General features: G+C 70.2%; 11 protein-coding genes. 9 read left to right on the top strand and 2 right to left on the bottom strand.

What is annotated here, in order from left to right:
* The first annotated feature begins 205 nt into the window (after positions 1–205).
* The 8 genes from mshD (at position 206) to pstB (ending at position 9,946) form a co-directional block, all read left to right on the top strand.
* Positions 206–1,129 carry a mycothiol synthase gene (mshD, locus tag OCT49_RS18740; RefSeq protein ID WP_283853006.1) on the top strand — a complete coding sequence of 308 codons (924 nt, stop codon included), beginning with the start codon at positions 206–208 and terminating at the stop codon, positions 1,127–1,129.
* Between the two features lie 460 nt (positions 1,130–1,589).
* Complete coding sequence (locus OCT49_RS18735; RefSeq protein ID WP_283853005.1) at positions 1,590–3,845, top strand: RNA degradosome polyphosphate kinase; 2,256 nt, start codon at positions 1,590–1,592, stop codon at positions 3,843–3,845.
* Entirely contained in the window at positions 3,832–4,842 is a 1,011-nt protein-coding gene (locus OCT49_RS18730) for a CHAD domain-containing protein (RefSeq protein ID WP_283853004.1), read from the top strand. Before OCT49_RS18735 ends, OCT49_RS18730 begins: the two co-directional genes overlap by 14 nt.
* Complete coding sequence (locus OCT49_RS18725) at positions 4,839–5,420, top strand: NUDIX hydrolase (protein WP_502963394.1); 582 nt, start codon at positions 4,839–4,841, stop codon at positions 5,418–5,420. The genes OCT49_RS18730 and OCT49_RS18725 overlap by 4 nt, the downstream gene beginning before the upstream one ends.
* Before the next feature lie 293 nt (positions 5,421–5,713).
* Positions 5,714–6,844 (top strand): phosphate ABC transporter substrate-binding protein PstS, encoded by a 1,131-nt coding sequence (gene pstS / locus OCT49_RS18720; protein ID WP_283853003.1) that lies wholly within the window; start codon positions 5,714–5,716, stop codon positions 6,842–6,844.
* 219 nt (positions 6,845–7,063) lie between these two features.
* The gene (pstC, locus tag OCT49_RS18715) at positions 7,064–8,059 is read left to right on the top strand and encodes a phosphate ABC transporter permease subunit PstC (RefSeq protein WP_283853002.1); all 996 of its coding nucleotides are present in this window, start codon (positions 7,064–7,066) and stop codon (positions 8,057–8,059) included.
* On the top strand, positions 8,056–9,141 hold the full coding sequence (gene pstA / locus OCT49_RS18710) for a phosphate ABC transporter permease PstA (RefSeq protein WP_283853001.1): 1,086 nt from the start codon (positions 8,056–8,058) through the stop codon (positions 9,139–9,141). The genes pstC and pstA overlap by 4 nt, the downstream gene beginning before the upstream one ends.
* Before the next feature lie 28 nt (positions 9,142–9,169).
* Positions 9,170–9,946 carry a phosphate ABC transporter ATP-binding protein PstB gene (gene pstB, locus OCT49_RS18705; protein WP_283853000.1) on the top strand — a complete coding sequence of 259 codons (777 nt, stop codon included), beginning with the start codon at positions 9,170–9,172 and terminating at the stop codon, positions 9,944–9,946.
* A 344-nt stretch (positions 9,947–10,290) separates the two neighbouring features.
* Here pstB and OCT49_RS18700 read toward each other — a convergent pair whose 3' ends face one another.
* Both OCT49_RS18700 and OCT49_RS18695 read right to left on the bottom strand, forming a co-directional pair.
* Positions 10,291–11,289, bottom strand: coding sequence for an inorganic phosphate transporter (locus OCT49_RS18700; protein ID WP_283852999.1), 999 nt, complete (start codon positions 11,287–11,289; stop codon positions 10,291–10,293).
* A gap of 5 nt (positions 11,290–11,294) precedes the next feature.
* Positions 11,295–11,915, bottom strand: a complete 621-nt coding sequence (locus tag OCT49_RS18695; protein WP_148837112.1) for a DUF47 domain-containing protein — start codon at positions 11,913–11,915, stop codon at positions 11,295–11,297.
* 200 nt (positions 11,916–12,115) lie between these two features.
* Between OCT49_RS18695 and OCT49_RS18690 the strand changes: the two genes are divergently transcribed.
* Positions 12,116–12,475 carry a metal-sensitive transcriptional regulator gene (locus OCT49_RS18690; protein ID WP_283852998.1) on the top strand — a complete coding sequence of 120 codons (360 nt, stop codon included), beginning with the start codon at positions 12,116–12,118 and terminating at the stop codon, positions 12,473–12,475.
* The last annotated feature ends 32 nt before the right edge of the window (positions 12,476–12,507 follow it).

Below are 12,507 nucleotides of genomic sequence, written 5' to 3'. Positions count from 1 at the left end.
GGGATATCGGTATCAGGCGGAACGCATCACTCGTACGGGGCAGTCGAGATACGGACGAACGTGCTGAAAACGCACCCGGCCCGACCACTCGCCGATCCCGCTCCCGTGGGCGCGCCGCAGACCACCGGCTGAGCACCGAAGCGCCCGCCACCCGACCGCACCCGCATCCCTCCCCGCCACAGCCCCGTCGCCGTAGGCTCGTGACATGACGACTGACGTACCTCTCCCCGCTCCCGGACGCGAGATCCGGACGCTCGACGAGCTCTCCCCCGAGCAGGCCGCAGCCGTGTCGGACCTGCTCGCGGAGGCTGCCCGGTCCGACGGCAGGCAGGCCGTGTCCGAGCAGGGGCGGCTGCAGTTGCGGGGCGGGCGGCGGGAAGGCGTGCGGCACCTGCTGCTCCTCAGTGGAACCACCCTGGTCGGATACGCGCAGCTGGAGGACACCGACCCCGTCGAGGCCCCGGCCGCCGAGCTGGTCGTGCACCCGGCGTACCGCGGGCAGGGGCACGGGCGGGCGCTGGGCGCGGCGCTGCTCGCCACGACCGGGAAGCGGCTGCGGGTGTGGGCGCACGGCGGGAAGTCCGCGGCGCGGCACCTCTCCCAGGTCCTCGGCCTCTCGCTCTTCCGCGAACTGCGGCAGCTGCGGCGACCGTTGGTGCCGCTGGACATCGCGGAACCGGTGCTGCCGCCCGGCGTCACCATCCGCACCTTCGTGCCCGGCGAGGACGACGCCGCCTGGCTCGCGGTGAACCGCGCCGCCTTCGCCCACCACCCGGAGCAGGGCTCGCTGACCCAGCGCGACCTGGACGACCGCAAGGCGGAGCCCTGGTTCGACCCGAAGGGCTTCTTCCTGGCCGAGCGCGACGGCGAGCTGATCGGCTTCCACTGGACGAAGGTGCACGCCGAGGAGCAGCTCGGCGAGGTGTACGTGGTCGGCATCCGGCCCGACGCGCAGGGCGGCGGGCTCGGCAAGGCGCTCACCGCGACCGGGCTGCGCCACCTGGCCGCCGAGGGGCTGCCGACCGCGATGCTCTACGTGGACGCGGACAACAAGGCGGCCCTGGCCGTCTACGAACGGATGGGCTTCGCCACGCACGAGGTGGACCTGATGTACCGCACGGAGTCCTGAGCCGGGGGCATGCCGGCGGGGCGTACGGGGCAGGCCCCGCACGCCCCGTACGCCCGTACGCCCCGTACGCCCCGTACACCCCGTACGCCCCGTACACCCCGTACGCCCTGTACGCCCCGTACGCCCTGTACGCCCCGTACGCCCCGCAGGCCTCGTACACCCCTGAGCACACGCCCCGTACCACCCCGTACGCCCCTGCGCACACGCCCCGCGCACAGCTCGCGCACGCCACACCGCTTCCTGCACGTCATGTCGCCGTTACCGGCCATTCAGAAGCGCTTGCCAACCTTGCAGGATGCAGCCAGCCGTGCCGACCCCCCGCAACGGGAGAGATCCCGGCGGCGACCGCGCGCACCCGTCGGGTCGTGCGAGCCGTACGGGCGCCGTGAGCTCCGCGTTTCCCACGATCTCCACCCCCTCCGGCGCGCCCTTGGAGCCATCCGCGCGGAACAATGGGTCCATGAGCCAGCAGCCCAGCTCCGAGGTCCCGGTCCAGCCCGCCGTGCAGCCGTCGGTCGGCTCACTGGCCGCGCACCGGCCGCACGCCATAGCCACCGCATCCTCCAACGGTGCCGCGCTGTCCACCGCGGCCGACCTGGATCCCGACCTCGACAACGACGCCGACGCGTACGAACCCGATGTGGACGGCGACGAACTGCCCCAGGGCCGTTTCCTGGACCGGGAACGCAGTTGGCTCGCGTTCAACGAACGGGTGCTCGAACTGGCGGAGGACCCGGCGACGCCCCTCCTCGAGCGGGCCAATTTCCTCGCCATCTTCGCCTCGAACCTGGACGAGTTCTTCATGGTCCGGGTCGCCGGGCTGAAGCGCCGCATCGCCACCGGTGTCGCCACCCGGTCCGCCTCCGGGCTCCAGCCCCGCGAGGTCCTCGACCTGATCTGGACCCGCTCGCGCGAGCTCATGGCCCGGCACGCCGCCTGCTACCAGCAGGACATCGCCCCCGCCCTGTCCGACGAGGGCATCCAGCTGATCCGCTGGCCCGAGCTGACCGAGAAGGAGCAGGCCCGCCTGTTCACCTTCTTCCGGCAGCGGGTCTTCCCCGTGCTGACCCCCCTCGCCGTCGACCCGGCGCACCCCTTCCCGTACATCTCCGGGCTCTCGCTCAACCTCGCCGTCGTCGTACGCAACCCGGTCAGCGGCCACCGTCACTTCGCCCGGGTCAAGGTGCCGCCGCTGCTGACCCGCTTCCTGGAGGCGTCGCCGCAGCGGTACGTGCCCATAGAGGACGTGATCGCCGCCCACCTCGAAGAGCTCTTCCCGGGCATGGAGGTCCTCGCCCACCACATGTTCCGGGTCACCAGGAACGAGGACCTGGAGGTCGAGGAGGACGACGCCGAGAACCTCCTCAAGGCCCTGGAGAAGGAGCTCATGCGGCGCCGCTTCGGCCCGCCGGTCCGCCTGGAGGTCGAGGAGTCCATCGACCCGTACGTGCTCGACCTGCTGGTCCGCGAGCTGAAGGTGTCCGACGCCGAGGTCTACCCGCTGCCCGGACCGCTCGACCTCACCGGGCTGTTCGGCATAGCCTCCCTGGACCGGTCCGAGCTGAAGTACCCCAAGTTCGTCGCCGGCACCCACCGTGACCTCGCCGAGGTCGAATCCGCCTCCGCGCCCGACATCTTCGCCGCGCTGCGCGAACGCGACGTGCTCCTGCACCACCCCTACGACTCGTTCTCCACCTCCGTCCAGGCCTTCCTGGAACAGGCGGCGAGCGACCCCGACGTCCTCGCCATCAAGCAGACGCTGTACCGGACGTCGGGCGACTCGCCGATCGTGGACGCCCTGATCGACGCCGCCGAATCCGGCAAGCAGGTCCTCGTCCTCGTCGAGATCAAGGCCCGCTTCGACGAGCAGGCCAACATCAAGTGGGCCCGCAAGCTGGAGGAGGCCGGCTGCCACGTCGTCTACGGACTCGTCGGCCTCAAGACCCACTGCAAGCTCTCGCTCGTCGTCCGGCAGGAGGGCGACACCCTGCGCCGCTACTCCCACGTCGGCACCGGCAACTACCACCCCAAGACGGCCCGGCTGTACGAGGACCTCGGCCTGCTGACCGCGGACCCGCAGGTCGGCGCGGACCTCTCCGACCTCTTCAACCGGCTCTCCGGCTACTCCCGCCGCGAGACCTACCGCCGTCTCCTGGTCGCGCCGAAGTCCCTGCGCGACGGGCTGATCGCCCGGATCAACAAGGAGATCAGCCACCAGCGGGCCGGACGGACCGCCTACGTCCGCATCAAGGTCAACTCGATGGTCGACGAAGCGATCGTCGACGCCTGCTACCGGGCCGCGATGGCCGGCGTGCCGGTGGACATCTGGGTGCGCGGCATCTGCGCGATCCGCCCCGGCGTCCCCGGCCTCTCCGAGAACATCCGGGTCCGTTCCGTCCTGGGCCGCTTCCTCGAACACTCCCGGCTCTTCGCGTTCGGCAACGGCGGCGAACCCGAAGTGTGGTTCGGCAGCGCCGACATGATGCACCGCAACCTCGACCGCCGGATCGAAGCACTGGTCCGGGTCACCGACCCCGCCCATCGCGCCGCGCTCAGCCGTCTCCTGGAGACCGGCATGGCCGACACCACCTCCTCCTGGCACCTGGGTCCCGACGGGAACTGGACCCGGCACGCCACGGACGCGGAGGGCCAACCGCTGCGGCACGTACAGGAAATGCTCATTGACGCCCGGAGGCGCCGGCGTGCGACGCCATGACCACCAGACGACGCAGGCGGACCTCACGGCGGGTGCGGTGCTCGCGCCCTACCTCCAGGAACAGGCCGCCGAATTCCTCCGCAGCCTGCGCCTGCACCGGGAGAGCAGCGCCCCCACCGACGCCGGCGGCCTCGGCGCCGAGCACGCCTCGGTGGCGCTGCGCCGCTCGGCCCGCCGGATCAGCGGCACGCTGCACACCTTCCGGGCGGTGCTGGACACCGCCTGGGCCGAGCAGCTGCGCACCGAACTGGCCTGGCTCTCGGGCACCCTGGCCCGGGAACACGCCTACGCGACCCGGCTGAACCGGCTCCTCGAAGCACTGCACGCACTGTCCGGTACCTCGCTGTCCGGTACTTCGCTGCCCGCCGCCGCCCGCAAGGGCTCCGACACCGCCGGGGACAAGGAGCGCGCCGCCCTCGGTGTCGGCGCCGCCCGCGCCGGGGCGCTCCTCGAACGGCAGCTGACCCTCGCCCGGACCCGGGCCCACTCCGCGGCGCTCCAGGCGCTCGGCTCCGCCCGCTTCCACGCGGTGGCCGACGCCGTGGCCCTGCTCGCCTCGGAGGTGCCGCTCGCCGCCTCGGCCGGGGCGTCGGCCGAGGAGATGCTGTACGGCCCCGCCGACCGGGCCGAACAGCAGCTGCTCGGCGCGGTGGCGGCACTCCCCTCGGACAAGACGGCCGAACCGTACAACGAGGCGCAGGACGCGCCCTGGCACCGGGCCCGGCTGCTGCTGCGGCTGCACCGGTACGCCCACGAGGTGGTGCGGGGCGTCCCCGATCCGGTCCTGGCCTCGGCGGGCCGCGCGCTGGACCTGCACCGGGACGCGGCGGAGGCCGCCGCGGCGGCGTCGTCGGCGGCCCGCACCCCCCGCATCGCCCCCGCGACCGCGTACGCCCTCGGGGTGCTCCACGCCGACCAGCGGCACGAGGTGGAGGCGGCCCGCGGCGTGTTCCGGGAGAGCTGGCCGTACGCCTCCGCGGCCGTGGCCGGGCCATGAACGGGACCGGGCACGGCACCGGGGGGCGGGACGGGGACCGGGACCTCACTGCTGCCCACGGCCGGGACGGGGGCCCGGAGCCGTCCGAGTGTGCCCGGGAGTCGTCCGGGCAGGCCCCGGACACCCGTGAGCGCGGGCCGGTGCTCGCCGCGGGGTGCGTGCTGTGGCGGCGCGCCGAGCGCTCCGGCGAGCTGGAGATCTGTCTGGTCCACCGGCCCCGTTACGACGACTGGTCGCATCCCAAGGGGAAGCTGAAGCGCGGCGAGTCGGCGCCGGCGGCCGCCCGGCGCGAGGTGCTGGAGGAGACCGGCCACCACTGCATACCCGGCGCCCCGCTGCCCACGGTCCGCTACCTCGTCGACGGCCGCCCCAAGGAGGTCTTCTACTGGGCCGCCGAGGCGACCGGCGGCACCTTCGTGCCCGGCAGCGAGGTGGACCGGATGTGCTGGCTCTCCCCCGCGGCGGCCCGCGCCCGGCTCACCCAGGACCGCGACCGGGACGTGCTCGACGCCCTGCTCACCACCCTGCCCGACGGCCGCCCGGACCACCCCGGCCGCACATCCACGTCCGGCGGCTGAGGACGCGCCCGTACGGCCCGGGCGTCCCACAGCCCGTACCCCGTAACGGGCCGCCAGGCGTCCCGCACCCCGTACCCCGTGACGGCCCGGGCGTCCAGGCGCACCCCCGCGCGCCGGAACCACGTCGCCCCGCACGGTTCACCTTCCGTTCACTCTCCCCCGTAGGCCACTTCACCTGTCCTGCCTAACTTCGGCAGTGCACGGTGCGCGGCGCGAGGCCGGAGCACCCACCACATCGCACGCCGTCGTAAGAACGAAAAGACCTCGGCGGCTCCTGGAAGGAACACCCGAAAGTGAAGCTTCAGCGCAAGAACCGGCTTCGTGCCACCGCGCTCGGTGCCCTCGCCGTCTCCGGCGCCCTGGTCCTCACGGCGTGCGGTTCGGACGACAACAGCGGCTCCACCGGCGACGGCGGCAAGACGAGCGCCGCGTCGAACATCAAGTGCGACGACGCCAAGGGCAAGCTCCTCGCCTCCGGCTCCAGCGCGCAGAAGCTCGCCATGGACCTCTGGGTCAAGAACTACATGGCGGGCTGCTCCGGCGTCGAGGTCAACTACAAGTCGTCGTCCTCCGGCGAAGGCATCGTCGCCTTCAACCAGGGCACCGTCGGCTTCGCCGGTACGGACTCGGCGCTGAAGCCCGAGGAGGTCGCCGAGTCGAAGAAGATGTGCAAGGGCGGCCAGGGCATCAACCTCCCGATGGTCGGCGGCCCGGTCGCCATCGGTTACAACCTGGAGGGCGTCGACAGCCTGACGCTGGACGCCCCCACCCTCGCCAAGATCTTCGATAACAAGATCAAGAAGTGGAACGACCCGGCGATCGCCAAGCTCAACAGCGGCACCGAGCTTCCGGACAAGGACATCCAGGCCTTCCACCGCTCCGAGGACTCCGGCACCACGCAGAACCTCGGCAAGTACCTCGGTGCCGCCGCCCCGAACGAGTGGAAGTACGAGGCCGAGAAGAAGTGGCCGGCCCCCGGTGGCCAGTCCGCGTCCAACTCCTCCGGTGTCGCCGCCCAGGTGAAGCAGGTCGACGGCGCGATCGGCTACTTCGAGCTCAGCTACGCCACCTCGCAGTCGATCTCCACCGTCGACATCGACACCGGTGGCGCCGCCCCGGTCAAGGCCACCTCGGAGAACGCCTCCAAGGCCATCGCCGCCGCCAAGATCAAGGGCACCGGCAAGGACCTGGCCCTGGAGCTGGACTACGCCACCAAGGCCGAGGGCGCCTACCCGCTCGTCCTGGTGACCTACGAGGTCGTCTGCGACAAGGGCAACAAGCCCGAGACCCTCTCCACGGTCAAGTCCTTCCTGAACTACACCGCCGGTGACGAGGGCCAGAAGCTCCTCGGCGAGGCCGGCTACGCGCCGATCCCGGCCGAGATCAACGCCAAGGTCCGCGAGACCATCGCGTCCCTCTCGTAAGCACTCCCGCCCCTCCCGCGAGCACTCCCTCGCAAGCGCTCTCTCGTGAGTGCTCCCTCGTGGGCGACCGAGCACGCCGCCGGGCACACGGCCCGGCGGCCCCGGGGCAACACCCGGCGAACCGGTCCGGCGCACCCCTCCGGACCGGCCGCCACCACCCATCCGGTGCACCGCCGCCAGGGGAGCCGACGCCGCTCCCCCACACAGACCGGAAAGACCATGGCTTCCACCACACCGATAGAAACGCCGCCCGCCGCGCCGCCGGCGCGCAAGCGCACCGGTCAGAAGACCGGACGCGCGGGCGACAAGGTCTTCCTGAGCCTCTCGACCGGCTCGGGCGTACTGCTGCTCGTGATCATGGCGTCGATCGCCGTGTTCCTCACCTACCGCGCCTCGCTGGCCATCTCCAAGGACGAGGGCAACTTCTTCACCACCTTCGACTGGAACCCGGCCGGCGACCCGCCGGTCTTCGGCATCGCGGTCCTCCTCTTCGGCACCGTCGTCAGCTCGGTCATCGCGATGGTCATCGCCGTCCCGGTCGCCGTCGGCATCGCCCTGTTCATCTCGCACTACGCACCGCGCAAGCTGGCCGCGCCCCTCGCCTACGTCGTCGACCTGCTCGCCGCAGTGCCGAGCATCGTGTACGGCATCTGGGGCGCCCTCTTCCTCGTGCCGTACCTGGAGGGCCTGAACCTCTGGCTCGACCAGTTCTTCGGCTGGACGTACATCTTCGAGAAGACCGAGGTCGGCGTCGCCCGCTCGCTCTTCACCGTCGGCATCCTGCTCGCGATCATGATCCTGCCGATCGTGACCAGCGTCAGCCGCGAGGTCTTCCTCCAGGTCCCGAGGATGAACGAGGAGGCCGCCCTCGCGCTGGGCGCGACCCGCTGGGAGGTCATCCGCCTCTCGGTGCTGCCCTTCGGCCGCTCCGGCGTGATCTCCGCCTCGATGCTGGGCCTGGGCCGGGCACTCGGCGAGACGATGGCCGTCGCCACGGTCCTGTCGCCGAGCTTCGTCATCTCCGCGCACCTGCTCAACCCGGGCGGCGGAACGTTCGCCCAGAACATCGCCGCGCGGTTCGACGAGGCCGACCAGTTCGGGCGCGACGCCCTGGTCGCCTCGGGTCTCGTCCTCTTCGTCCTCACCCTGCTGGTCAACGGCGCGGCCCGGCTCATCATCGCCCGCCGCAAGGAGTACTCGGGGGCCAACGCATGAGCCAGGCAGTGAACACCGACATCCAGGAGCGGCCCGTCCCGGCGGCGCCCGCCCGCCCGCACGGTCTGAGCAGCCGGACGCTCCCCCGCTGGGCCCCGCTCGCCTTCGCGGCCGTCGCGATCGTGCTGGGCGTGGGCATCGGCGCCGCGGCCGGCTGGCAGAGCCGCACCCAGTGGGGCCTGTTCTCCGCCCTGCTCTTCGTGCTCATCTCGTACGTCACGACCTCGGTCGTCGAGAACCGGCGCCAGGCCAAGGACCGGCTCGCCACCAGCATCGTCTGGGTGTGCTTCCTGCTCGCCGTCGTACCGCTCGCCTCGCTCCTGTGGACGACGGTCAGCCGCGGCGCGGAGCGCCTGGACGGCTACTTCCTGAGCCACTCGATGGCCGGGGTGCTCGGCTCCGAAGCGACCGGCGGTGTCTACCACGCGCTGATCGGGACGCTGGAGCAGGTAGGCATCGCCACCCTGATCTCCGCTCCCCTCGGCATGCTGACCGCCGTCTACCTGGTGGAGTACGGCAAGGGCGCCCTGGCCAGGGCCGTGACCTTCTTCGTCGACGTCATGACGGGCATCCCGTCCATCGTCGCGGGCCTCTTCATCCTCTCCCTCATGCTGATGGCGGAGATCCAGCCGTCCGGTCTGATGGGTGCGCTGGCGCTCACGATCCTGATGATCCCGGTCGTGGTCCGCTCCACCGAGGAGATGCTCAAGCTCGTCCCGAACGAGCTGCGCGAGGCCTCGCTCGCCCTCGGCGTCCCGAAGTGGCGCACCATCCTGAAGGTGGTCCTCCCGACCGCGATCGGCGGCATCACCACCGGTGTGATGCTCGCGATCGCCCGTATCGCCGGTGAGACCGCGCCGATCATGCTGCTGGTCTTCGGCAGCCAGCTGATCAACTCCAACCCGTTCCAGGGCGCACAGTCCTCGCTCCCCTTCTACATCTGGGAGCAGTACAAGGTCGGTACCGAACAGTCGTACGACCGTGCCTGGGCCGCCGCGCTGGTCCTGATCGCCTTCGTCATGATCCTCAACCTGGTGGCCCGCGGCATCGCCCGCTGGAAGGCCCCGAAGACCGGCCGCTGACGCGGCACGAAAGAAGCAGTGATTCCAGATGGCCAAGCGCATCGACGTCAGCGGCCTGTCCGCCTACTACGGCTCCCACCTCGCCATCGAGGACATCTCGATGACCGTGGAGCCCCGCTCCGTGACCGCCTTCATCGGCCCGTCCGGCTGCGGCAAGTCCACCTTCCTGCGCACCCTGAACCGCATGCACGAGGTCACCCCCGGGGGCCGCGTCGAGGGCAAGGTGCTGCTGGACGACGAGAACCTCTACGGGCCGAACGTGGACCCGGTCACCGTGCGCCGCACGGTCGGCATGGTCTTCCAGCGCCCCAACCCGTTCCCGACCATGTCGATCTTCGACAACGTCGCGGCCGGCCTGAGGCTGAACGGCTCGTACAAGAAGAACGAGCTGTCGGACATCGTCGAGAAGTCCCTGCGCGGCGCCAACCTCTGGAACGAGGTCAAGGACCGGCTGAACAAGCCCGGCTCCGGTCTCTCCGGCGGTCAGCAGCAGCGTCTGTGCATCGCCCGCGCGATCGCCGTCGAGCCGGAGGTGCTGCTGATGGACGAGCCGTGCTCCGCCCTGGACCCGATCTCCACCCTCGCCATCGAGGACCTGATCGGCGAGCTGAAGGAGCGCTTCACGATCGTCATCGTGACGCACAACATGCAGCAGGCGGCCCGGGTCTCGGACCGTACGGCGTTCTTCAACCTCGCGGCGGTCGGCAAGCCCGGCAAGCTCATCGAGATCGACGAGACGGAACGGATCTTCTCCAACCCGTCCGTCCAGGCGACCGAGGACTACATCTCGGGCCGCTTCGGATAGTCGCCCGGCAACGGGGCCGAGGGGGCCGGGGGCATGGAGAGTGACGCCCGGTGGTGGGTTTCCACCGGCGGACCGCCTCCCCCTCCGGCGAACCGGCCCCGTCCCCAGACTGCCTTTGGGTGCTGCATGGCGGTGCCACCCGTAAGGCAAAGGGTCCGCCCCGCTCCCCACGAGGGAGCGGGGCGGACCCGTCTTCTCTCAGCCGTGCCTGTACCCGTGCCTGTGTCCGTACTCCGTACTCCCTACGGGGAGGCCGTGTCCCGGACCGTCGTTCCGATCGGTCCCAGGGCTCAGACCTCAGTCCCGCACTCAGGTATCAGCTCTCGGCCCTCGGCTCTCGGCTCTCAGCCGAAGAGCAGCACCACGACGCCGTAGCTCGCGGCGGCGACCAGGGCCGCGGCCGGCATCGTGATGAACCAGCCCAGGATGATGTTCTTGGCGACACCCCAGCGGACCGCGTTGACCCGCTTCGTGGCACCCACACCCATGATCGCGGAGGTGATCACGTGCGTCGTGGAGATAGGTGCGTGGAACAGGAACGCCGAGCCGAACATGATCGACGCGCCCGTCGTCTCCGCGGCGAAGCCCTGCGGCGGGTCCAGCTCGATGATCTTGCGGCCGAGCGTGCGCATGATGCGCCAGCCGCCCGCGTACGTGCCCAGCGAGAGCATCAGCGCGCAGACCAGCTTCACCCAGACCGGGATCGGATCGCTCGGGCTCTCCACGTCGGCGATGACCAGGGCCATCACCACGATGCCCATCGTCTTCTGCGCGTCCTGCAGACCGTGGCCGAGCGCCATGCCCGCCGCCGAGACCGTCTGCGCGATCCGGAAACCGCGCTTGGCCTTGTGCGGGTTGGTCTTCCGGAACATCCACATGATCGCGACCATCACCAGGTAGCCGACGACCAGGCCGATGACCGGCGAGAGGAACATCGGGATGACGATCTTGTCGAGCACCCCGTCCCAGTGCACCATCGTCCCGCCGGCGAGCGCCGCCCCGACCATGCCGCCGAACAGGGCGTGCGAGGACGAGGAGGGCAGCCCGAAGTACCAGGTGACGAGGTTCCAGATGATCGCGCCGACGAGCGCGGCGAAGAGGATTCCCATCCCCTTCTGGCCCTCGGGCGTCGCGATCAGGCCCTCGCTGACGGTCTTGGCGACACCGCTGCCGAGGAACGCGCCGGCGAGGTTCATCACCGCGGCCATCGCCAGTGCCGCGCGCGGGGTGAGCGCGCGGGTGGAGACGGACGTGGCGATGGCGTTCGCCGAGTCGTGGAAGCCGTTCGTATACGTGAAGCCGAGCGCGACCCCGATGGTCACGATCAGCGCAAAGGTGTCCACGTGGTTCAGGACTCCTTGACCGCGATGGTCTCCACCGTGTTGGCGACGTGCTCGAACGCGTCGGCAGCCTCTTCCAGCACGTCCACGATCTGCTTGAGCTTCAGCACCTCGATGGCGTCGTACTTGCCGTTGAAGAGGTGGGCGAGCAGCTTGCGGTGGATCTGGTCCGCCTGGTTCTCCAGGCGGTTCACCTCGATCCAGTACTCGGTGAGGTTGTCCATCGTCCGCAGCCCCGGCATCGCCTCGGCGGTCAGCTCGGCCGCGCGGGCCAGCACCTCGATCTGCTGGGCGATGCCCTTGGGGAGTTCCTCGACCTGGTACAGCACGACCAGGTCGACGGCCTCCTCCATGAAGTCCATGATGTCGTCGAGCGACGATGCGAGGTTGTAAATGTCCTCGCGGTCGAACGGCGTGATGAAAGAGGAGTTCAGCTGGTGGAAGATCGCGTGGGTCGCGTCGTCTCCCGCGTGCTCCGCTGCCCGCATGCGTTCCGCGATCTCGGCCCGGGAGGCAGAGTCCGCCCCGAGCAATTCCATCAGGAGTTTCGAGCCCGTGACGATGTTGTCCGCGGATGCGGAGAACATGTCGTAGAAGCTCGTCTCCCTGGGGGTCAGACGAAAGCGCACGTGGGGTCCTCGGGGTGCTTTGGATTCGGTCAGGCTGATGCTAGGCGCATCATCCGGCCACGGCTAACCGGCATTCTTCAGTGTCGCGCATCGAACACGGCGATCGGCACGGGCCCCCGGTCACGGTTCGGAGGAATTCGTTAAGATATACCCACCAGGGGTATATGAACGGCAGGACAGAGAGAAAACGGGAGGCAGTAATGACCACCACCGAGACCGCCGGAACCACCACCGCCACCGCGGAAACCGAATCGGTCGTCACCGATCACGACCGCGGCATCCACGGCTATCACCACCAGAAGAGCGAACACCTCAAGCGACTGCGCCGGATCGAGGGTCAGATCCGCGGACTCCAGCGCATGGTCGACGAGGACGTCTACTGCATCGACATACTGACCCAGGTCTCGGCGTCCACGAAGGCGCTCCAGTCCTTCGCGCTCCAGCTGCTGGAGGAGCACCTGCGGCACTGCGTCGCGGACGCGGCGGTCAAGGGCGGGGAGGAGATCGACGCCAAGGTCGAGGAGGCCACGAAGGCGATCGCCCGGCTGCTGCGCACCTGACACCCGGCCACTCCGCGTCCGCCACGGCCCCG

Source organism: Streptomyces sp. ML-6, assembly GCF_030116705.1.
Taxonomy (GTDB): Bacteria; Actinomycetota; Actinomycetes; order Streptomycetales; family Streptomycetaceae; genus Streptomyces.
The sequence above is the reverse complement of the archived record's forward strand: the minus strand, read 5'-3'. Positions and strand labels throughout refer to the sequence as shown.

Bases quoted from the DNA above. Each gene is read 5' to 3' on its own strand.
- OCT49_RS18725 (WP_502963394.1), top strand. From the start codon at position 4,839: ATGAACGGGACCGGGCACGGCACCGGGGGGCGGGACGGGGACCGGGAC.
- pstA (WP_283853001.1), top strand. From the start codon at position 8,056: ATGAGCCAGGCAGTGAACACCGACATCCAGGAGCGGCCCGTCCCGGCG.
- pstC (WP_283853002.1), top strand. From the start codon at position 7,064: ATGGCTTCCACCACACCGATAGAAACGCCGCCCGCCGCGCCGCCGGCG.
- OCT49_RS18735 (WP_283853005.1), top strand. From the start codon at position 1,590: ATGAGCCAGCAGCCCAGCTCCGAGGTCCCGGTCCAGCCCGCCGTGCAG.
- pstB (WP_283853000.1), top strand. From the start codon at position 9,170: ATGGCCAAGCGCATCGACGTCAGCGGCCTGTCCGCCTACTACGGCTCC.
- mshD (WP_283853006.1), top strand. From the start codon at position 206: ATGACGACTGACGTACCTCTCCCCGCTCCCGGACGCGAGATCCGGACG.
- OCT49_RS18690 (WP_283852998.1), top strand. From the start codon at position 12,116: ATGACCACCACCGAGACCGCCGGAACCACCACCGCCACCGCGGAAACC.